The following is a 21,526-nucleotide window of genomic DNA, read 5'->3' as shown; positions in this document are numbered from 1 at the left end:
TATAGTTAAAAATATTAACTGCTTATTTAAATATTAACTGTATAGAACCACTGGTTCCAGAACTCGATATTTAAATAACTAGGGTTTTTATATTCGGACTCTGTTTGTATTAACTGAGTCCGAATTATATTTTTTGATTGATTTTATACTATATGAATGATGCTATGAAGTAAGTTTTTGGATCATATAGTATTATGTTTTTTAATTTTTATCAATTGACTTTTATTCGATATGTTTTTTTAGTAACAACCATGCATATATACCTGAGAGTATATTCGCATTTGCTGCTGCAATTATGGTATAAAAGATATTTTGAGTTGACGTGCCGAGAAATATTGCAGGAACATACAGTAAGAAAAGACGTACTATCGTCGCCTGCAAAGCTTTGCGTGGTTTTCCGAGTGCGTTTAATATAGAAACGACTACCATACACAAACCTAGTGGTCCGTAACTTAGAGGTAAGATGAGCAAGGCAAATTTTAATTCACCTTCAAATGATGTATCTACAGAAATCCATGATAGTATGTAATTATTGAAAAATGCGACAATTAATGCCAAAATCAAGTGACTAACTAATGCAATCTGTGCTGATGATATGGAAATGTCTTTAACTTTTTCTCGGGATCCTTGAGCGATATAACTCCCAATTGTTGGAGGTATAGACATAGTTAATGAAAGAGACAAAACCAACAAGAACATTTCAATTCTAGAAAGCAAATTCCAAAATGCAATAGCACTATTACCTAAAGATGAAATAAACATTACAGTTATAACTGTACTTACCGCAGGCAGTATCTGATTTATTGTAGTCGATATCGTTAATCGCTTAAGTTCCAGAAAGTAATGAAAATATTCTTTATTTAATATAATTCTTTTGAATCTATTTTTTGGTAACGTTTTTATAAGCATATACAAAAAGCATGTTATAAAGGAAGCTAAGGAGGCAATCGCAGCACCTTTTATTCCTAGCTCAAATGTGAACATAAGAATCGGGTCTAGTATTAGATTTATGATGCTAGACATCATCATTATATAACCAGGCGTTCGAGTGTCACCATATGCTCGATAAATAGATGAAATAAAATATAGCGCCGAACTGGCTACTGAACTGATTAACCAAAAAGGGAGATATTCTTCATAGATAATATAAAGCTGTTCAATATTGGTGTTGTCATCTACAATTAAAGAGAAAAGTAGAGATCTTTTATAATAAAAAATGAAGCAAATAGAGACGATAAGGATATTTCCTAAAATGATGCTTAGACTGGAAATAGCTTGTGCTTTAAATTCTCGATTTGCACCTATGGCTTGAGATATAATACTAGTAGCTGCGATCCCTAACCCTACTTGAAGGCCGATTAAAACAGTATTAAAAGGTTGTGTTATTCCGTGTACTGTTAGTTGATTTATTCCCAGTTTCCCGATAAATATGGTATCAACAAGTTGAACCATTAGAATGGAAAAAATACCAGCAGCAAGAGGTAAAGTGCGCTTGATGACTTGCGTTATTGTCAGGATATTCATAAATTTAAAATTCTTATTTCACTAATGCAAGCGAACTTATTTCGAAGTTGCCATATTAAAATAGAGATGACATAAAGTTAGGTTTGATATTGTATATAGCAAATTCATCAAAAATTTATGAGTTGCAAGTTATGAACGACTTTGTGATATTTAAGTGTTTTCTAGCCTCATCTAACCCCATAATATAGCCTTTCTCTAATTTATCTGTATTCATGGTAAGTCGATTTACATCGAATTCTTTAGGTGGTGAAATTACAGTGATGTTTACCCCCTTAGGTGGATTGCTTATGAACTCGATCGCCTTATTATATGAGTAGTAACGATTGACAATCGTTTTTGCCAAAGCTTTGTTCTTTCGAAACAATACTCGAACTATCCAGGGGATCTTTATAGACTTCATTTTATATCCAGAATGTCGGGATAAAATGACTGTGATATTTGTTGCTCCCATTTCATATGCCTTTAATACTGGAATTGAGTCAGCTATCCCTCCATCTGCAACTAATTCGTTATGAATTTTACAAAATCCTTTGATAAATATAGGTAGTGAACTTGTAGCAATTAGTAACTTTCTTAGGTTTATTGGTGTTGCCTCAACATACATGGGCTTCCCTGATGAAATGGCAGTTGTTACTGCTATAAATTTTGTTTTGTTTTCGAATAAATTATCCATATTTATTGGGTTATGAGCTTCGCTAATATTCCACAACCAATCTAAATCTAATACATTCTTTCTTTTAATCAGATTTGAAATTTTTAGGAAGTCAGGTCTACGACAGAAATTAGTAATGATTTCGTAAGACCGTCCTCTTTGACCTGCTAACCAAGATGCTAGATTTAAGGCGCCCGCTGAAACACCAAACGCAAGATCAAAATTAGTATGTCCAACCTCTAAAAAATGGTCCAAAACTCCAGCAGAGAATATCCCCCGCATGGCTCCACCTTCAACGACCAATGCAGATTTATGAGTGGCTGTTTGATCTAGTATCGTTTTTTCATTAGGGAAAAATTTTTCAGTTAAATTTTGCATAAGCAACCTCAATTTTTATAATCATATTTTCTAGCAAAATCTCTTACCGAGAAACTGCGTTTGGAGGAAAACTCAATTGTTGAAATTGCAAAAATAAGGAAATGTAGAGATTAACTGCTGGAAGTCCATTGATTCAGGGGTTATGGCGATTCGTTTAATATGTCTGTGCTATAGGGCGAACGCAATTGCGTTCAACTGCTCGTGTTTAACTGCAAATTAGATTAGTGACCTACAGTTAGGAACAGCTATTTAGGGGGGATAAGTCCATAATGCTGTTAGTTTCTTGGGCTTTTAACCTCTGGGATCTAATATTTTATTGGAGCGGATGGGGAAGTATTGGATATTGGAATGAGTAGTTCTATGAAAGTACTATTGACATAATATTTTTACATATATTCTGTTATAGCTTTCATTAAAAGTCGTCCGCTACTAAAAAGGCACATTTATAATGTGCCTTTTTAGTTAGGTTAAAAGATGAGTTGTTATTGCTCTGGTTGACCTGTATGAATCTCTAATCCGCCAGAGATTGGTAGATTGATGCCATTGCATGAGCTAGAAGCTGGGGATGCTAAGAAATACATCGCTTCAGCGACTTCTTCTGGCGTGCAGATTCTACCTAGAGGGGTCGCTTGATTAAACTTATTAACCACCGTAGGAGGATTAGTAAGAAACATCGGGGTTGCACAAGCAGCAGGACAAACATTATTCACTCTAATGTTGTATTTTCCATAATCAAGAGCCATCGCTCGAACCAAATTAACAACAGCTCCCTTAGCTGCGTTATAAGCCGCCATGTTGTGATCGCCATGTAAACCAGATACTGAAGCTGTATTCACTATTGTACCACCTCCTTGATCAATCATGTGCGGGACAAAGTATTTGCTCATTAGAAAGATGGACTTTACATCCACATCAAATAATAAATCCCAATCCTTCTCATGTGTTTGATGCAATTCACCACCACGCCAAATTCCAGCATTGTTAATTAAACTATCGATTCGTTTAAAGTTGGCATAAGCAAATTGCGACAATTTCATAACCTCCGAAGCTCGAGTGATATTACACTGTTGAAAGTAGACTTCGGTATGACCGAGTTCTTTAAGAGCTTGGAGTTGTTTTACACCTTCCTGATCATTTGCATCAACCATCAATACGCGCCAGCCCCGTTCAAGAAACAACTTGGCCGCTGCCAGCCCCATACCAGATGCTGCTCCAGTAATTACTGCAGTTTTCATAAGATGCTCCTATCGCTGCACAGTAAATTGCGCAATGGCTTCATCGGCTTCGTCAGTGGCTCCTGCAACGCCGATTGCTCCAATTGCTTTGCCCTCTTCATCACGAACAACCACGTCACCGCCAAAGGAAATAAGACCACCATTTGTTGATTCAAGCGTATAAATTGCACCTCCAGGCTGCGCTATCGAACCTAATTCCGCGCTATTAGTTTGAAAAAGTGCTGCTGTTCGGGCTTTTTTAATTGCCACATCAATAGCACCTTAGGGCATTGTCCATTCGTTCAAAATGCACCAATAAGCCCGCATGGTCTACGACACTGACACAAATATTAAAATCTTGCTGTCGTGCTTGGTCTATAGCTACGGAAGTCAGTTGTTTTGCCAAGGTGAGAGAAATCATAAACGTCTCCAAGTTTCAGTAAAGGGGACAATCAGTTTACGCAAGATGGTTTTAGGTAGAGAAAGATCGAGATTAATCACGAGTAATATTCGATAATGTCGAACTATTTGAGAAATACGCGAGCGAAATGACGTAGTTTATCTTCAGAAAGGTCTTCTTCATTGCCACTTAAACCCGCAGCTGCGACAAGTTCACCGTTAATGTAAAGGGGGAGTGCCAAACAGTTCAGTTCTGGCTCTGCATGTCCTAAATCCAGAGCAAACCCTTGTTTAATGATCTGGTCAAGTTCTCTATCTAGGGATGAGCTGAATGCACATTGAACCCTAAGGTTTTTTCTCAAAAGGGGATTAAAGGCGACAAATATTTTGCCAATGGCTGAATCGATCAAGCTTTCACGTCGTCCTCTTGGGCTACGGATCGAAAGTGAGTTGTCATTTTCAATTGCATCAACGTAGATATACTCATTTGTACCACTTTGAATAGCTAAGTAAGCGGTACTATTGGAAAACTGTGCCATTCTTTGTAGTAGAGGAAAGAAATGATGACGAATCGACTCATCTTTTTGCTCTAATGGTTTGGATAGTTCCCTTAGGCGCAAGCCAAGTACATAGGCTTGTCCTTTTCTTTCTACATATCCCAGATTCACTAAGGTTGAAAGTAGTCCATGTACGGTCGTTTTTGGTAGATCAACCGATTTAGCAATTGCTTGCAGGGGCAAAGGTGCTTCAGCCAGAGAGAGTGTCTCCAAAATAATAAAGCCTCGTTCAAGCGATTGAATTGTTTTTCCATTTCGATTCATGTTGTCCTCTATGATGTTGTACAACGATGCCGCGTTTAGAGTGATTAAAACTGCTGGAAACCGATTCTGGGTTATCAGTTAACCTAAGGGGCGGTGTTATCTCCTAGATATTCCAGTTCGAATCACGTATTCATCATCGAAAAGGCTATTTTAAACGAACTGTATTTTTCTTCGTAGTATTGGATTATTGCGAATTTAACAAATGTTATTTGTTTTTATAGCTATGAATGTTGTTTTGTTCGTCTGTTAGTATGTCCTTAGTTAAATAAGGGGATTACTATGCCTAAATCACTTTTTCAACCAATTCAACTTGGTCAGTTGACCTTAAAAAACCGAATTGTTATGCCACCGATGACTCGCTCTCGAGCGAGTCAACCTGGCGATGTCGCGAACGAAATGATGGCGACTTATTACGCGCAGAGAGCAAGTTCAGGTTTGATTGTCTCTGAAGGGACACAAATTTCACCGATTGCAAAAGGTTATGCTTGGACCCCTGGTATTTATACACCCGAGCAGATTGAAGGCTGGCGTAAAGTTACCGAAGCTGTGCATGCTAAGAGCGGGACGATTTTCGCACAGCTTTGGCACGTTGGTAGAGTCACCCACCCAGATAACATCGGTGGCGAACTGCCGATGTCTTCATCAGCGTTAAAAGCGGAAAACGTGAAAGTATTCGTTGATAATGGAACTGATGAACCTGGCTTTGTTGATGTCGTACAGCCTAGAGCAATGACAAAATCGGATATTCAGCACGTCATAGCAGAATATCGTCAAGCGGCATTGAATGCCATTGAGGCGGGCTTTGATGGTATTGAACTACATGCGGCGAATGGTTATTTGATCAACCAATTTATTGACTCCGAAGCCAATACCCGTACCGATGAGTACGGTGGTAGTTTAGAAAATCGTCTTCGTTTTCTTGATGAAGTAGTTGCAGCATTGGTGGACTCGATTGGCGCTGAACGTGTTGGGGTGCGTCTGGCTCCTTTGACAACCTTAAATGGTACCGTAGATGCGAACCCTATCGAAACTTATACCGCTGCCGCTGCGTTACTGAATAAGCACGGTATCGTTTATCTGCATATCGCTGAAGTAGATTGGGATGATGCCCCTGACACGCCAGTCTCTTTTAAACGTGCATTACGAGAGGCTTACCAAGGCATTTTGATTTACGCAGGTCGTTATAATGCGGAAAAAGCTGAACAAGCTATTAATGAAGGGCTAGCTGATATGATTGGTTTTGGTAGACCTTTTGTTTCTAACCCTGACCTCCCTGAGCGTTTATTGCACGGTTACCCATTAGCGGAGCATGATCCAAACACGTTGTTTGGTGGTGGTGAAAAAGGGCTTATCGACTATCCAACGTACAAAGCATAGGGGGACGTATGTTTAATGTATTTAATGGTGAAAAACTCGAGACCAGCAACCGTATCGCAATGGCACCGATGACTCGTTCACGCACGTCTCAACCTGGCGATGTACCAAACGAGATGATGGCGACTTACTACCGTCAGCGTGCCAGTGCTGGTTTGATTGTCACTGAAGGAGCGCCCATATCAGCCGTTGGTCGAGGCTACTCTATGACACCAGGCATATATACCAAAGAACACATCGAAGGCTGGAAGAAAGTGACTCAGGCTGTCCATGAGGAAGGGGGGAAGATTTTTATCCAACTTTGGCATGTTGGGCGTCGTAGTCATTCTAACATTTCAGGAGAGCAGCCTTTGGCACCTTCTGCGATAAAAGTGCCTGATCAAGTATTTGGCCCGCTACTAGAGGGCGGGTTTGGAATGATTGAAACAGAAACGCCACGAGAAATGACGCTTCAAGATATCGAGAGTACGATTGCTGATTTTGTACAAGCGGCTAAAAATGCTGTCGAAGCGGGTTTTGATGGCGTAGAAGTCCATGCAGCGCACGGCTATCTGTTTGATACATTTATGCGTTTAGAGAGTAATCAACGTCAAGACAAGTATGGTGGCAGTCAAGAAAACCGTATTCGGTTTCTGTTGGACACCCTACAAGCGGTCGTAAACGAAATTGGTAGCGATAAAGTAGCAGTGCGCGTTTCTCCACACGTGATTGAAGGTTTTGCGGCTGAGGATCCTGAAATAGTTGATGTCACTCTAAAAGCACTTGATAAAATGGCCCCGATGAAATTGGCTTATGTTCATTTTTCTGAGCGAATTTCTCGTTATATTGACGTCCCTGAAGCATTTCGAAAGCAAGTTCGCGAAGTGTACCCAAACCCTATCATGATTGCGGGAAAATTAACCAAGCAATCTGCTCAACAGTTACTAGATAAACAGTATGCTGATTTTGTGGCTTTTGGTACACCTTTTGTAACTAACCCTGATTTAGTTGAAAGATTTAATCAAGACCTACCGCTAGCAGAGTTTGATGCCGACGCAAGGCTAACTTTATATGGTGGAGGAGCCGAAGGCTACATCGATTATCCTACTTATCACGCATAGTAAACTAGGCATCAAGGCTAACCACTCCTTGGTGCCTTATCTTTTCATTAAGCGAACGAGAATGAGATGGAACAATATCCAATTTGGCAATATCAAACTGAGACACACAGCCTTGTTTTAGGTAAAGATGAGATGCCCGCTTTAGGTGACCACGAAATCTTAGTGCAAAACAAAACGATTGGCATTAACCCTGTCGATTGGAAATTTATCAAAACAAATCCTTTAAATTGGCCGAATGGTCATGTTCCTGGTGTTGATGGAGCAGGTCATATTGTACAAGTAGGAACTAAAGTTGATACAGGTCTAATTGGACGTCGAGTGGCGTATCATGGCTCACTAAATCGCAATGGTAGTTTCGCTGAATATACAGTTTTGGATGCTGAGCGCGTGATGATGCTGCCTGAGAGCCTTTCGTTTGAACTAGCCGCGGCACTGCCTTGTCCGATGCTTACTGCGTGGCAAGCGTTTGAAAAAATTCCGTCCACCCGACAAAGAGAAGTGCTTGTCGTTGGTTTTGGCGCGGTAAATATTTTGCTTTCCCAGTTCCTTGTTAACGCTGGCTATGATGTTGATGTTGTCTCGGCGAGTCTTAGCGATGAGCGTGCAGCTAAGCTAGGTATTCGCCAAGTTTATCGAGATCAATCTCTGATTGATGCGAAGTACTTTGCTATTTTTGACGCTGTCAGTGGGGAAAATGCGGCCTCTTTAGTGCCCCTGTTACGAGCGAATGGACACATTACCTGCATTCAAGATCGTATACCTAAACCCATTGATCCTCCATTTACTCGCACTATTTCCTATCATGAAATAGCCCTTGGAGCATTACATGATTTTGGTGATAAAGAAGATTGGCATGCATTGATGCAAAGCGGTGAAGAATTACTTGAACGAATTGCTAATGGTAATGTTGAAATAAGTGTTCCTACTTTATTTAAGTTTGGGCTGATGCCAGAAGCCTTGAAACACAGTGAATATACAAAATTGAAGACTGTCATTACCTTGAGTTAGAGCACGCTATTCACACTATTATAGGGAGTCTTATACCTGACTCCCTACACTTTGTTATGGGCAGTTGTGCTAATAACGGATGATAAGTAAATCTTCCTTCTAGGACATTTTCAAAAGCATGCTCTAAATAATTTTTCCAGAATCGTTTCATTCGGCGCGTTTTGGCATGAGCGTGCATCAACGCGATCGCCAAACGGAATAAAATAATGATGTAACCAAAGAGGGAAAGCTGCACGTGATTTCTCTAATCAAGGCAAGGTATGTCATCTAACTGATATTTCCACTGCGCAATCATTGACCTGTAAGTTGTTTCAGCATCACCGTACTTACTGACTCGGTGATGCTATCTAACTCGACTGGCAATGCTCTTGCGGTGATGGAATAGCCCTCAACAAAGGGAATAAACACCGATACTGCTCTCTCGATACTGACATCGTCTTTCGCAAGTGGCTTGAAAATCTTGTTTAAAGATGATGCCATTGTTCGATAATAAGTTAAAAGGTAAGCGTCAATTGCTTCATTTCGTGTCGAAATAGCCCAATATTCACGGAAGATACGGCACATATCTGAAATCTGATAAACATGCGATAGCTGAGCTGAGATGAAATGTTTTAACTCACTTGCATCGCTCAACTCTGGCTGCTTTGCCAATTCATCTAAACATTGCTGAAAGTAGCGGTCTGCCATCGCTTTGAGCAATTCATCTTTGGTTTTGAAGTAATACTGCACATTGCTTAATGACATCTCTGCCTGTGCCGCAACCTTACGCATACTCACCCCAAAGTCTCCCTCTTGTCGTAATAGCTTGATTGAAATATCTAAAATCTTTTCAATCTTGGCGTTCTTTTTAGTCATTTAATACCACCTGTTTCATAAGGAATAACTACTCTTTGTAGTCCTCCTCAAAAATAATATTGACATTTTAGGTAGGTTGACCTAATTTTGCAATAACTAGGTCGGATGACCTAAGAGATAACTGAGGATATAACGATGACACAAGTACTGCGCACACCAGAATCTCGATTCGAAAACTTAAAAGATTATTCTTTTAAGCCAAACTATGTTGAAGGACTAAAAGGCTATGAGGGCATTCGTAGTCACTACCTAGATGAAGGCGACGCTGATTCAGACGAAACGTTTCTGCTACTGCACGGTGAGCCAACGTGGAGCTATCTATACCGTAAAATGATCCCAGTGTTTGCTGACACTGGCGCTCGTGTTATCGCTCCTGATCTACTTGGTTTTGGTAAATCGGATAAGCCAGTTTCGGAAGATACACACTCATTCACCTTTCACCGCAACTATCTTCTAGCATTGATTGAGCACCTAGACCTGCAAAACATTACTCTAGTAGTACAAGATTGGGGCGGTCTGCTTGGCTTGACGCTTCCTCAAGCGATGAAGTCACGGTTTAAGCGCCTACTGATCATGAATACCGCCTTGTTATTAGAGCCAGCAAAACAAGAAGCCTTCCTAGAGTGGAAAGATGACATTTTAAAACCAGAAGAGCTGGCACTTGATACCTTCATGAAGAAATACGCCCCAACACTGGATGAACAAGAAGCACAAGCTTATGCAGCGCCATTCCCAGATGGTAAGTACCAAGCTGGCGTTCGTAAGATGCCGAAAATGGTAGCAAACCCAGATCAAGCATGTATAGAGATCTCATCTGAAGCGATGTCTTTCTGGGATGAATGGGAAGGTGAAACCTTCATGGCTGTTGGTATGAAAGATAAAATGCTTGGCCCTGCTGTAATGGGTTGGATGCAAACCGTAATTAAAGGTTGCCCAGAGCCAATGCCAATTGAAGAGGGTGGTCATTTTGTACAAGAGTTTGGCGATGAAATTGCAAAAGCTGCGCTAGCTTACTTTAAACTTTAAGATGTAAATAGGTACTGACAATGAAAATTTTAAACCTTGTATTTCACCCAAACCTTGAAGGTTCACGTAACAACAAAACTTGGAAATCACAGCTTGATGAGTCTGGTAAAGTGACCACCAGCCGTGATCTCTATAGTGAATACCCAAACTTCCAAATTGATGTAGAGAAAGAACAAGCACTACTTGAAGCGCATGATCGTATTATTCTGCAATTCCCGTTTTACTGGTACTCAATGCCGCCGCTATTAAAAAAATGGTTAGACGATGTCCTGACTTACAATTTTGCTTACGGCCCAGAGGGCGATAAATTAAAAGGTAAAGACATGCAGTTAGTAGTATCGGTTGGTGGGCGAGAAAAGTTCTACACTGGCTTTGATATATTTACTACTGTGCCAGATCTGCTGCGTCCGTTCCAATTAACAGCAAATCTAACCCAGATGAATTACCTACAGCCTGAATATATGTTCAATGCAGATGCTGAATCTGAAGAAGTGATTGAAGCATTTGGTAAGCAGTTGGTTGCCAAAATTGATGACCCTAAACGCTCAAACTCTCGTCAATACTTGTATGACAGTATGAGCGCGGAGCTCAACGAGGTATACGAAGAATTAGGTTTGGCATAAGTGGAAGTGGCCAGGTAGTATGGTAGTTCTAGGCTGGGTAGTTTTGATGGTTTTGTTTGGTAGCGTATTTGTATTCTGACAACACCAAATAATTTTAAGGATAAGACAGAATAGTCTTATCCTTATTCAGAAAATTACGCTACGGTGTTCCAGTAGCTATCTAATAACTGTTGAGTTAATAAGGCCAAATGTTGTGCTTGCTTGTTACTATTTGAGTTTACATCTCGGGTCAATGCTGCAAAGTTACGTACCATAAAGATAGACTGCGGCTCTATTGAATCAGCCTCGATATATTGGTGCTCTTTAGGTAATTGCATTCCAACACGCTTTGTAAAGCCGATGACATGATCTTGATTATCAAAGGCAAATCCATTTTTCCAGTCTAGTACGAAGTCGGACATGCTAAATACACCTTCTTGGCCAAGTACATCTAAATCCATTAAACACACACCAGCGTTATACCCAAAGTCAAAAGTCGAAGATTTACCGTCTTCAAATATCACCACTCCAGAGCCACGAATAACGGCATTGGTCTCTTCATCTCTTACAATCCCACCTGAAATCGTTTTAATAGGAGTAGTTGGCTTTAAGTATTCGGCTACTGCACGCATGGTATACCAAGTCATATCGCCCACTGCACCAGTAGGCTCTTTTTCAGTGTTAAAGCGAATATTAGATCTATCCATAAACGGAAAAAAGAAAGAAGTTCTAACCGCCTGTGGTGTACCAATTTCTTCAGCCATTATATCATTGATTTTCTTAGTGCGTGGGTTATGAGTGAAATGAGTCGCATCCATAAAGCTTATACTGTTTGCCTTTGCAGCCTCGATAATTTTCTTTAGAGATTCGGTACTAGCAAAGGGCTTATCCACTAAAAGATGCTTTTTGTTTTGTGCACCATATACAGCAATTTCCTCTTTGCTTGCAGTTGGGGTTGCAATATAAACAGCATCAATGCCTTCAAATGCAATCATTTCTTGCCAAGTGTCGAATACTTGGTCGATGCCATGTTCATTAGCGAATGCTTTGGCAGATATTGGACGACGGCTTGCAACAGCGACTAGCTCAATACTATCAACTTGTTTTACTGCTTTTGCAATGACACCTGCGATCATGCCAGAACCCACAATACCCAAACGTAACTTACTCATAATTGTCTCCTGTGATTAATTGACAGGAAGTGTAGGACTAACCTAAGATCAAGGAAAATGAATTGTTAGAATGTTAGTAATCCAAAAAATGAATATCTCTACAAAAGATTTAAACTTACTCTATGTATTCAAAGTGCTATTCGAAGAGAGAAACCTGTCTAATGCAGCAAAACGCATGTCTTTAAGCCAGCCTGCACTTAGCCACAAGTTAAATAAATTGAGAAGAGAGTTTGATGACCCACTTTTTGTAAGAGCAGCAAGAGGATTAACAATAACACCACTGGCGGAACGAATAGCACATCAAGTCTTACAGGTAACTAAGTCAGTAGAGGGGCTATATCATCAACTCGAGTCTCAAAACTTTCTCCTCAATGATGACACAGTTCATTTATACACGACGGATTTTATTGAACAGTTACTTCTTCCAAGCCTTTTAGCTCGAATCGAAGTGAAAGCCCCAAATTTAAAGTTAGTTTGCCACAATACTTTAGGGCAGTTACCCAAGAGAGAGCTGGAAACAGGAGAGTGCGACATCGCCATTGCTGGCTTTTATCACGATCTATCAGATTCATATTTTCAACAAAAGCTAAAAGAAGAATCCTTTGTTGTATTAGCTAACAACGCCAACCCAATGATTAAAGGCCAAATAAATCTAGAGGAATTTTTGACCTGTAGACATATCATAACCACTCTCTCAGGTGACCTTGATGGATTGGTCGATAAGGAGTTACGTAAAATAAACTTGTCCAGAACTGTTATTGCTGGAGCTTCAAGTTTTTTAGCCCCTCCAATCATTGTAAAAGACACAAACTATATATTGGTCTGCTTAGAATCTATAGCGAGAATGTTTTCTTTTACCTATGACAGACTAATGATACATACATGTCCAATTGATTTACCTAAGGTGAATATAAGCCAAACTTGGCACGAGCGGACTCACCAAGATCCAATGAGAAAATGGTTGAGGCAAGAGATTCACGACATTATGGTAGGAAATTGATTAGCGTTTCCTGTTAACGTCTGTTACTTGGGGTTATTTAGACACTCATCCGAGTAGGGGGTATTCCTATATCATTTCTGGTAAAAATGCTAGGCGATCTTGAATAGTGTCTTAGAATTAATAATGAGTTTAACAGCACTTAGTTGTTGGCAAGTCTTGTCATTTTGTTCTGTAGTGACGTGCAAACACCTCGCCCCGCATGACCCAATTGTGAGTAGCTACGGCACTCCCCAAATTTTTGTCCCAAATATGCGTATTTCGGTGATTGCGATCGCTCGTTTCCCCCCTGTGTCAGCATAGTTGTCGCCTAGATTTTTAAGGAGATAACTATGCCAGCTAATCCAGTTCCATTTAATGTAAAAACGAAAGGTCAAACTTGGTTGTTACCATCGTATAATTGGTCTCACCGAAGAATTGCTAAAGAATTAGAAGTGAGTCCTTTTGTGGTATCTAAGTGGAGAAATGAACTTGTTGAAAGCGGTCTATTGTCAACAGAATCGTCGTCAGAAAATACTACAATTGACTATTCAGCAGAGCAGCGATTTTTTATCGTGATTGAGACTGCAACAATGTCTGAACGAGAGTTGTCTGAATGCTGTAGGCTAAAGGGTTATTTGTCGATGACGCTAAAGCTTGGCGAGCACTATCTATCAAGGCACAGGGCGTAACATCGACTTCAGTATCACACAAAGAAAATAAGCAACTACGTTAAGAACGCAGAAAGGTAAAAGCACTTGAGAAAGAGTTAGCACGTAAAGAGAAAGCACTCGCTGAAACCGCGGCACTAATGGTTTTGCGGGAAAAGTTCAATGCCCTCAGGGAAACTAGCGAGGAAGACGGATTCCTATTCCAGAGCGGCTTAAACTAGTCACACTTGTACGCAAAGGGGTAACAAAAACAAAGGCTTGTGCCACCGTTGGGTTATCCATACGAATGTTTCAGCGTTGGACACAGAACTCTGGTGAAGTCACAGGTGATATGCGTCAACATCCTCGGCAGCACGAGCCTCATAATAGGCTCTCAGAAACAGAAAGGCAGCAGGTATTAGATATCTGCAATACACGAGAGTATGCAGATTTACCGCCGAATATCATCGTTCCAATGTTGGCTGATGAAGGCATTTACATTGCCTCAGAGTCCACAATTTATCGGGTACTAAAAGCAAACAACCAGCTAGGTAAGCGAACTCGTATCAATGCTGGCACAAGCTCTTACACCAGACCTATACTGGTTAAAACAATATGTGCAGTTTTGTGATAGCTGCATTTTCTAAAAGCTTTGGTTTTTTGCGACATCATTGACTGACTTTTTGAGAGAAGTAACTGTTCCTCTCATTTTCAAAGTATCCGTCATTTGAGTACTAGCTAACCGCCTATATAATCTCATATCGGGTTTTGTTTTCCCCAATCTTTTAAAAAGGATATGAAGTCTTTAACAATGTGCGACTGATTTTTTCGTGAAGGATATAGCAGTTGAATAGTTATGGAAGGGATGAGTTCCCATTCATCTAATAATGATTTCAGGCCTCCGTTTGAAATACTTTCTCTAGCATGCCAATCTGATAATACGGCAATACCTTGCCCAAGTTCTGCCATTTGAAGCACAGATTCTCCAAGAGTTGACGAAAAATCTGGATTCAATTTTATTGTCTCTTTCACCCTATTTGATGTAAATGTCCATGTATTTTCATTACCTACAACGAGAAGTTTGTGCTCCTTCAAATCATTTGGGGAAGTAGGTTGACCGTATTTTTGTATATAGCTAGGAGATGCACATATGATGCGTCTCGACTCAGCTAACTTCTGGCCTATCAATGAAGAATCCTTAGATGGTCCATGTCTAATTGCCAAATCAATACCGTACTCCGTTAAATCAACTAACGCGTCAGTTGATACTAATTCTATTTTTACATCAGGACGTAGTGTCATGTAATGACTGATAGGGGGTATAAGGTAACTCTGGGTAAATGATGCTGAAGCAGTGATTTTTATCTTACCTTTTAGCTTGTTGGTTGTATTTAAATCACGCTCTATTTCTTCAGTCATTCCAATGATTTTTTGTGCGTGATGATACAACTTCTCACCAGCCGTAGTTGCACTAAGTTTACGCGTGGTTCGATAAAATAATTTTACACCAAGTTGATTTTCCATCGCGAGCAGCTTTTTGCTTCCAGCAGCGGAGCTTATGTTGTGGAATTCAGAAGCCAATTTAATGGATTTCTGTTCGTAAATAGTACAAAAGATTTTGAGATCTTCGATAGAGTCAAGCATTAATTATTAACCATTTGTGTTTAATCAATTAACTATTAGTGTGTTTTTCTGAGTTAATTCTGCTAGTAACATCGATTTAGTCAATAGCAAGAGGACAAAAAATGAAAGCGATTGGTATCAAAGCACATGGCAGCGTAGATGTACTTCAAGAAATTGAAATGGAGGCACCTACTGCAAAATTCGGTCATGTTGTCATCGATGTGAAAGCAACCAGTGTGAACCCTGTAGATACAAAAATTCGCCAGGGTAGCGAAGGTACTGCTGGTATGAGCTATCCAGCAATTTTGCACATGGACATATCAGGTGTGATTAGCGAGGTTGGTGAAGGTGTCACTAACTTTAAAGTGGGTGATGAAGTCTATGGTTGTGTAGGTGGCATTGTTGGTCTTCAAGGTACATTGGCAGAAAAAGTAGAAGCAGATGCTGTTCTACTAGCCCATAAGCCTAAGACATTAAGCTTTGGTGAAGCGGCGAGCTTACCACTTGTTGCTATTACAGCTTGGGAAGCGATAGTTGTTCGCGCACAGATTACGCCTAATGATAAGGTACTTGTTCATGGTGGTACTGGAGGTGTTGGTCACATCGGTGTGCAACTAGCAAAAGTCATGGGAGCGCATGTATCTACTACGGTCGCTGACGAGGAGCGAGCTGAAATTGCAAAAAGTCTAGGTGCTGATGAAACCATTCTGTTCACTAAAGAAGAGCCAAACGCATACGTTGAGAGACTAACGGATGGCAAAGGTTTCGATACGATTTTCGATACAGTTGGTGGTCCAGTACTACAGAACTCACTGATTGCTGCGAAGCTGAAAGGTCATGTTATCTCGACAATCGGCTATGCAGATTACAACTTAACGGAAATGCATTTTAAAGCCCTGCGACTAGACTTAGTGTTTATGGCGATTTCACTCATTCATGATATCGACCGAGAAACTCACGGTGAGATTTTACGTCGTTTAGCTAATCTAGTCGATATGGGCGATGTTAAACCTCTCATTGACAGTACACACCCCTTTACCCTTGAAGGTGTAAAAGCGGCACATACCCGATTAGAGTCTGGAAAGGCGACGGGTAAAGTTGTCATCGAGCGATAACAGTATTTAAAGGATCAGTAATGAGTGAAGAACTAACAGTATTAGTTGATATCCACTGCACACCAAACCAATTTGATACAGCGTTGAAAGCACTACAGGAATGTGCTGTCCAATCTCGCAAAGAACCCGGTTGCTTGAGATACGATGTCTTTACTAGTAGCGATTATCCATCAACTATTACCCTTGTTGAAAAATGGATAAATGAAGTTGCTCTAAGTGCTCACAAAGAGCTTAAACATTACTTAGCTCTTCAAACTACTTTAGAGCGAACGATTGAGTCTATAACCATCGAAGTCACGAAGCAAAATTAAGGAATAGTAAATGAAGTACTTGCATACAATGTTTCGTATTCGAAACGTAGAAAAATCTTTAGATTTTTTCTGCGATGGGTTGGGACTTAAAGTTGTGAAAAGGAATGACTATCCTGATGCAAGATTTTCTCTGATATTTTTGACTGTTCCAGAAAATGAAGATGCTCAATTGGAGTTAACTTATAATTGGGACCCTGAGAATTATACGGAGGGGAGAAACTTTGGTCATGTGGCGTACGAAGTTGATGATATTTATGCTACGTGTGAACACCTACAGAAATGTGGGATAACCATTAATCGTCCCCCTCGTGATGGTCATATGGCGTTTGTTCGTTCCCCTGATAATATTTCGATAGAGATATTGCAAAAAGGTAAACCTCTAGAAATCAAAGAGCCTTGGGCATCAATGTCTAATGAGGGAACCTGGTAGTTGTTTAAGTATTAATCTTGAATTGAACACTTTCTCTGATCAATCAGACAATACTTTAATGGGAATCAAGTTAATTCTTTTATTATAAGAGCAATGAGTGGATGTTTAATAAGATTCTTATTATTCTGACTGGGCAAAGAAAAAGGGATAGCTGTGTTAGAAAGTGCGGTTATTTATGACTGTTAGTGACGGTTAAACCTTTAAAATCTTCAAAGAAGGTAGGGTAAGCCATTATTAGTGAGTTGCTTAAATGAAAAATATCTTAATACTTAATGGTGGAAAGTCTTTTGGACATTCAAATGGTCGTTTAAACAATACCTTAACATCATTTGCTGAAGATAAACTAAAAGAGATGGGGTGTAATGTCCAGACTACCGAGATAGACAGCGGTTATGATGTAGAAGCTGAGATAGAAAAGTGGATCTGGGCTGATGTAGTTGTACACCAAATGCCGGGTTGGTGGATGGGGCCGCCTTGGATAGTAAAGAAATATATGGATGAAGTTTTTACTCTGGGTCATGGCCGTTTGTACGACAATGATGGTCGAACGCGAAGCAACCCGCTAAAAACATATGGTTCAGGTGGATTACTAGAAGGTAAATACTATATGCTCTCGGTTACTTGGAATGCACCTAAGGAAGCATTTGAGGACCCATCGCAGTTTTTTGAAGGAGTTGGAGTAGATGGCATCTACTTTCCTATACATAAAGCACATCAGTTTTTAGGTATGTCTCCATTGAACACGTTCATATGTTACGATGTTATTAAGAATCCTGACGTATGTACAGATATTCTGAGATACGAAAAACATCTAAAAAGTATTTTCCCTATGTCTATTAGTTCTATGTTGCTTACATAAAAATATAATTAAAATAAAAATGTCGAAGACTATACTATTTCTTATCGGGAATTAATAGAGCAGCTCTTCGACTTTTTGTTTCTGATAAATACTGTAGCTAGTTAAGTTATTAATTAATGGGCTACTTTACAAGGTCATGATTATGAATTCCCCATTATTAAATAGGATGAATCTAATAATGATAGCTATTTAATTTCTTATTAGCTTGATATTCTAGACATTTGAAGTAAACCTGTTCCTCTAAGCACTTTATGAAATTGTCTAAATCGTTAGTGTCGACGAACCCATTCAAAGAACCAGGCTGCATTTCAAGCCATTCTTTCGATATTTTCAACCAAATAATCAATCAACAATCTCACCCGTATTGGCAAATACTCGCGTGATGAATAGTAGCACCATATGGTTGTTGGCTCGCCCCAATAGTGCTTTAAAATCGGTTTGACAGAACCCTGTGCTAGCTCTTCTCTAAATAGCCAACGCCCCAACATACAAATACCCGCTCCCGCTAATGTCGCCTGTTTGGCTGCTGCGAAATTGTTGACGATAAGCTGCCCACTTGGTTCATACAGCTTGGCTTGATTATCTTCTTTTACACGCCAGTAGTGAAAGCGTCCCGAAGTCAGAGAACGTACAGGTATACAGTGATGATCGACTAAGTCATCAAGTGTTTGTGGTTCCCCTTGATGCTCAAGATAGTCTGGTGAGGCGTAGATGCCGATATCTTGAACAAGCAGTGGACGTGCAATAAGGCGAGAATCTTGGTTGATTGCGACACCAATACCTAAATCAAACCCATGCTCGACAAGATCGACATTACGATCATCAAAATGCAAGTCGCAGGTGATGTGCGGATAGAGCGCCATAAACTCGATAACCAAGGGCAGAATATGCTCTTGTCCAATAGAGCTAGCTGGGAGGTTAACTTTAATCGTACCACTGGCCGCATTGGAGGTTTCTGAAATCTGCTCGATGGTATTTTGTATTGACTCCAATGACGGTGCCAAACTATCTACCAGTTGTCTACCCGTCTGGGTAAGACTAAGCGAATGGGAGGAACGGAAAAACAGTTTTACTCTCCATCCCTCTTCGAGCTTGGTGATGGCCTTGCTGACAGCAGGTGCGGAAATACCCAATGCTCTTGCTGCCGCTGCGAAGCTGCCGCTTTTAGCTACTTGAATGAAGATGGGTAACTGCGAGGGGAGTGATTTCATTAACTTTTATTTATCTTCAAGGTGAATAAATAAACACTACAAGTTAATAAGATTTTGGTCAACACTAGCGACATACAAGCGGGCAAAAAGAATGAGGCTATGATGAGCTTACCTAAACTTCACCACACAATTATTGAAGGTGACTTTGAGCTGTTTACAACCTTTCTTGAGCAGGGCAGTGACGTCAACCAATTAGACCCTGCAATGGGAAATGCTCCATTACATATTGCGGCGCAGCAAACCTCTGACAAGTGGGTCAACGCATTGCTTGACGCCGGTGCTTTCATCAACATACAAACCCCTAAGCATGGTGTAACTCCGCTGATAATTGCAGTTTGGCATCGCAAACCTGGCATCGTAGATGCCTTGCTCGCAAGGCCTGATGTGAATGCAGAGATTGTTTCGACTTTTGGTGTAAAGGCTGAAGACTTATTAGATTTTGGTGCCAGTGATAGCGATATGTTTGGTTGTGAGCAGACTGCCAAACTAAAAGCTTTATTTAGCCAATATAAACAACGCCGAGTTGAGCTTGAACAAGCGCTTAGTGCTTACCAAATTGTCACTCAAGTCGGCAAAACGGATAAAGAAAAGGTGGCTCAGCTTGAGGTATTGGAAGATTGGTCTTTACTCAATGCCACTTCTCCGATTACTTCTTCAGGGAACGACGAGCATACTGCGGTGATGGTCGCCGCTCGTGATGGTTTAGTTGAAAGCTTGAGACTTCTTATGGCTCGTGGTGGCGATCAAACTATTCCTGATCACTACATGAAAGCGATCCCACTTCATAAAGCAGCTTATAACGGTCAAGCGGACGTCATAAAAATTCTTGTAAATTATCCTGGGTTTGAAGAAACGTTGAATGCTCAGGGACCAAACAATGGCTATACCCCCCTTCATGATGCGATTTGGCATGGGCATAAAGAGGCAGCAAAAGCCCTCATTGATGCTGGTGCCAGAACGGATGTAGTGAGCTTTGACGGTAAAACGCCACTCGAATTAGCCAAAGAGTACCACTACCAAGATATTATCGATTTATTGGAGAACAAATAATGAACGTACTTGTTGTTTACTGGCACCCAGAACCAAAAAGTTTTAATGGTGCAATGTTTCGTCGCTCTGTAGAAGCGTTAGAAGCTGCGGGTCATGATGTGAAAACCTCAGATTTGCATTCGATGAACTTTGACCCTGTGTCAGGCCGACACAACTTTAACACCACCAATGATGGTGAGTTTTTCAAACAACAACTCGAAGAAATGTACGCAAGTGAACATCAAGGTTTTGTTCCTGAGATTGAAGCTGAAATACAGAAACTGGAGTGGTGTGATTTGGTGATTTTCCAATTTCCGCTCTGGTGGTTTGGTATGCCAGCGGCACTTAAAGGATGGGTTGAGCGTATATTTGTGATGGGAAGAGTCTATGGTGGCGGTCGCTTTTATGAACATGGCGTCTTTAAGGGTAAAAAGGCAATGCTGAGTATTACGACAGGCGGTCCAGAAGAACTGTATGCTAAGGGCGGATGGAACGGCGATTTGGATGCTATTTTGCGCCCTATTCACCGAGGTGTGTTCGAATTTACCGGCTTTTCCGTACTAGAACCGTATAAGGTGTTTGGACCTGCACGTAAGACTGAGCAGGAACGTATCTATGAGCTTGATAACTATGCGCTTCGACTACAAACGATATTTGAGGAATCTACCATTGAGGTGGGGGAGTACTAGTGCGAGAACGCTTTTTACTGATGGAAGCAAGTACCGATATTAGTAATGTGAAATATGACAACGCAGGTTCAAGTGATAGAAACTCTTCGTTCTTGGACATCAGTCATAGACACGTTAACCAGCTTTTATTTCGACAGACGTTTGAGAGTATCATCCAGAAGCGTGATATTAGAATCTAAAACATGATCGAGCAAGCAGTATTAATACGAGCAAAAACTGCGTTGAGAGTAATATTGGTATCTCATATTTATCTAAGTTCATTGTTAATAAAGAGTTACAAGAGTGTAGTTTACAAGAACTAGAGTTCACCGAAGTTTCACTGATGATCAAGCCAATCTGTGCTTATCACTCTGACAAGTGTGTGACGCCGACGATAGAAGTCCTTATTGATTGTATGCGCAACGAGTACGAACAGTATTCTGCTCAGAATAGGTGAGCTTAAATTTATTATATCTGACATAGTTTCGCTTTGATTACCTCTGATTTTTTAGAGGGATTTGTTATATTT

General features: G+C 40.4%; 25 protein-coding genes. 15 read left to right on the top strand and 10 right to left on the bottom strand.

Annotated features, from left to right (window positions below; all coding sequences use genetic code 11):
• Positions 1-222 precede the first annotated feature (222 nt).
• The 6 genes from RXX31_RS19710 to RXX31_RS19685 form a co-directional block, all read right to left on the bottom strand.
• The gene (locus tag RXX31_RS19710) at positions 223-1,524 is read right to left on the bottom strand and encodes an MATE family efflux transporter (RefSeq protein ID WP_317591405.1); all 1,302 of its coding nucleotides are present in this window, start codon (positions 1,522-1,524) and stop codon (positions 223-225) included.
• Positions 1,525-1,639: 115 nt separating this feature from the next.
• A complete protein-coding gene (locus RXX31_RS19705; protein ID WP_317591403.1) occupies positions 1,640-2,554 on the bottom strand; it encodes a patatin family protein in 915 nt (304 codons plus the stop codon).
• A 482-nt stretch (positions 2,555-3,036) separates the two neighbouring features.
• Positions 3,037-3,789 carry an SDR family oxidoreductase gene (locus tag RXX31_RS19700; protein WP_317591402.1) on the bottom strand — a complete coding sequence of 251 codons (753 nt, stop codon included), beginning with the start codon at positions 3,787-3,789 and terminating at the stop codon, positions 3,037-3,039.
• A gap of 9 nt (positions 3,790-3,798) precedes the next feature.
• Positions 3,799-4,038, bottom strand: a complete 240-nt coding sequence (locus tag RXX31_RS19695; protein ID WP_317591400.1) for a GlcG/HbpS family heme-binding protein — start codon at positions 4,036-4,038, stop codon at positions 3,799-3,801.
• Position 4,039: 1 nt separating this feature from the next.
• On the bottom strand, positions 4,040-4,189 hold the full coding sequence (locus RXX31_RS19690; protein WP_317591399.1) for a heme-binding protein: 150 nt from the start codon (positions 4,187-4,189) through the stop codon (positions 4,040-4,042).
• Positions 4,190-4,292: 103 nt separating this feature from the next.
• The gene (locus tag RXX31_RS19685; protein WP_140263927.1) at positions 4,293-4,988 is read right to left on the bottom strand and encodes an IclR family transcriptional regulator; all 696 of its coding nucleotides are present in this window, start codon (positions 4,986-4,988) and stop codon (positions 4,293-4,295) included.
• A gap of 279 nt (positions 4,989-5,267) precedes the next feature.
• Between RXX31_RS19685 and RXX31_RS19680 the strand changes: the two genes are divergently transcribed.
• The 3 genes from RXX31_RS19680 (at position 5,268) to RXX31_RS19670 (ending at position 8,470) form a co-directional block, all read left to right on the top strand.
• A complete protein-coding gene (locus tag RXX31_RS19680; RefSeq protein ID WP_317591398.1) occupies positions 5,268-6,365 on the top strand; it encodes an alkene reductase in 1,098 nt (365 codons plus the stop codon).
• Between the two features lie 8 nt (positions 6,366-6,373).
• Positions 6,374-7,462 carry an alkene reductase gene (locus RXX31_RS19675; RefSeq protein WP_317591397.1) on the top strand — a complete coding sequence of 363 codons (1,089 nt, stop codon included), beginning with the start codon at positions 6,374-6,376 and terminating at the stop codon, positions 7,460-7,462.
• 66 nt (positions 7,463-7,528) lie between these two features.
• On the top strand, positions 7,529-8,470 hold the full coding sequence (locus tag RXX31_RS19670) for a zinc-binding dehydrogenase (protein WP_317591396.1): 942 nt from the start codon (positions 7,529-7,531) through the stop codon (positions 8,468-8,470).
• Positions 8,471-8,761: 291 nt separating this feature from the next.
• On the opposite strand, the gene RXX31_RS19665 is transcribed toward RXX31_RS19670, so the two are convergent.
• Entirely contained in the window at positions 8,762-9,325 is a 564-nt protein-coding gene (locus tag RXX31_RS19665) for a TetR/AcrR family transcriptional regulator (protein WP_317591395.1), read from the bottom strand.
• A 135-nt stretch (positions 9,326-9,460) separates the two neighbouring features.
• Between RXX31_RS19665 and RXX31_RS19660 the strand changes: the two genes are divergently transcribed.
• A complete protein-coding gene (locus tag RXX31_RS19660) occupies positions 9,461-10,351 on the top strand; it encodes a haloalkane dehalogenase (protein WP_317591394.1) in 891 nt (296 codons plus the stop codon).
• 20 nt (positions 10,352-10,371) lie between these two features.
• Entirely contained in the window at positions 10,372-10,974 is a 603-nt protein-coding gene (locus RXX31_RS19655) for an NAD(P)H-dependent oxidoreductase (protein ID WP_317591393.1), read from the top strand.
• 134 nt (positions 10,975-11,108) lie between these two features.
• Here RXX31_RS19655 and RXX31_RS19650 read toward each other — a convergent pair whose 3' ends face one another.
• Positions 11,109-12,125, bottom strand: a complete 1,017-nt coding sequence (locus RXX31_RS19650; RefSeq protein WP_317591391.1) for a Gfo/Idh/MocA family oxidoreductase — start codon at positions 12,123-12,125, stop codon at positions 11,109-11,111.
• A gap of 70 nt (positions 12,126-12,195) precedes the next feature.
• Between RXX31_RS19650 and RXX31_RS19645 the strand changes: the two genes are divergently transcribed.
• The 3 genes from RXX31_RS19645 (at position 12,196) to RXX31_RS19635 (ending at position 14,382) form a co-directional block, all read left to right on the top strand.
• Entirely contained in the window at positions 12,196-13,125 is a 930-nt protein-coding gene (locus RXX31_RS19645) for a LysR family transcriptional regulator (protein WP_317591389.1), read from the top strand.
• Between the two features lie 329 nt (positions 13,126-13,454).
• A complete protein-coding gene (locus RXX31_RS19640) occupies positions 13,455-13,793 on the top strand; it encodes a hypothetical protein (protein ID WP_317591388.1) in 339 nt (112 codons plus the stop codon).
• A gap of 265 nt (positions 13,794-14,058) precedes the next feature.
• Positions 14,059-14,382 carry a helix-turn-helix domain-containing protein gene (locus tag RXX31_RS19635; RefSeq protein WP_317591387.1) on the top strand — a complete coding sequence of 108 codons (324 nt, stop codon included), beginning with the start codon at positions 14,059-14,061 and terminating at the stop codon, positions 14,380-14,382.
• 125 nt (positions 14,383-14,507) lie between these two features.
• Here RXX31_RS19635 and RXX31_RS19630 read toward each other — a convergent pair whose 3' ends face one another.
• On the bottom strand, positions 14,508-15,395 hold the full coding sequence (locus tag RXX31_RS19630) for a LysR family transcriptional regulator (protein WP_317591386.1): 888 nt from the start codon (positions 15,393-15,395) through the stop codon (positions 14,508-14,510).
• A gap of 101 nt (positions 15,396-15,496) precedes the next feature.
• Here RXX31_RS19630 and RXX31_RS19625 point away from each other — a divergent pair, with 101 nt between their 5' ends.
• The 4 genes from RXX31_RS19625 to RXX31_RS19610 all read left to right on the top strand — a co-directional run bounded on the left by RXX31_RS19625 (position 15,497) and on the right by RXX31_RS19610 (position 18,089).
• A complete protein-coding gene (locus tag RXX31_RS19625) occupies positions 15,497-16,489 on the top strand; it encodes a zinc-binding dehydrogenase (protein WP_317591385.1) in 993 nt (330 codons plus the stop codon).
• A gap of 20 nt (positions 16,490-16,509) precedes the next feature.
• A complete protein-coding gene (locus RXX31_RS19620) occupies positions 16,510-16,800 on the top strand; it encodes a putative quinol monooxygenase (protein WP_317591384.1) in 291 nt (96 codons plus the stop codon).
• 10 nt (positions 16,801-16,810) lie between these two features.
• Complete coding sequence (locus RXX31_RS19615) at positions 16,811-17,230, top strand: VOC family protein (RefSeq protein WP_317591383.1); 420 nt, start codon at positions 16,811-16,813, stop codon at positions 17,228-17,230.
• 250 nt (positions 17,231-17,480) lie between these two features.
• A complete protein-coding gene (locus RXX31_RS19610; RefSeq protein WP_317591382.1) occupies positions 17,481-18,089 on the top strand; it encodes an NAD(P)H-dependent oxidoreductase in 609 nt (202 codons plus the stop codon).
• A gap of 308 nt (positions 18,090-18,397) precedes the next feature.
• Here the strand turns inward: RXX31_RS19610 and RXX31_RS19605 are convergent, their stop codons facing one another.
• Positions 18,398-19,300, bottom strand: coding sequence for a LysR family transcriptional regulator (locus RXX31_RS19605; protein ID WP_317591381.1), 903 nt, complete (start codon positions 19,298-19,300; stop codon positions 18,398-18,400).
• Between the two features lie 102 nt (positions 19,301-19,402).
• Between RXX31_RS19605 and RXX31_RS19600 the strand changes: the two genes are divergently transcribed.
• The 3 genes from RXX31_RS19600 to RXX31_RS19590 all read left to right on the top strand — a co-directional run bounded on the left by RXX31_RS19600 (position 19,403) and on the right by RXX31_RS19590 (position 21,454).
• Complete coding sequence (locus RXX31_RS19600; protein WP_317591380.1) at positions 19,403-20,350, top strand: ankyrin repeat domain-containing protein; 948 nt, start codon at positions 19,403-19,405, stop codon at positions 20,348-20,350.
• Positions 20,350-21,018 carry an NAD(P)H-dependent oxidoreductase gene (locus RXX31_RS19595; RefSeq protein ID WP_317591379.1) on the top strand — a complete coding sequence of 223 codons (669 nt, stop codon included), beginning with the start codon at positions 20,350-20,352 and terminating at the stop codon, positions 21,016-21,018. Before RXX31_RS19600 ends, RXX31_RS19595 begins: the two co-directional genes overlap by 1 nt.
• 199 nt (positions 21,019-21,217) lie before the next feature.
• Positions 21,218-21,454, top strand: a complete 237-nt coding sequence (locus RXX31_RS19590) for a LysR substrate-binding domain-containing protein (protein ID WP_317591487.1) — start codon at positions 21,218-21,220, stop codon at positions 21,452-21,454.
• Positions 21,455-21,526 lie beyond the last annotated feature (72 nt).

The organism is Vibrio sp. EA2 (assembly GCF_033042495.1).
Lineage (GTDB): Bacteria > Pseudomonadota > Gammaproteobacteria > Enterobacterales > Vibrionaceae > Vibrio.
This window is presented reverse-complemented; position numbering and strand designations above follow the sequence as displayed.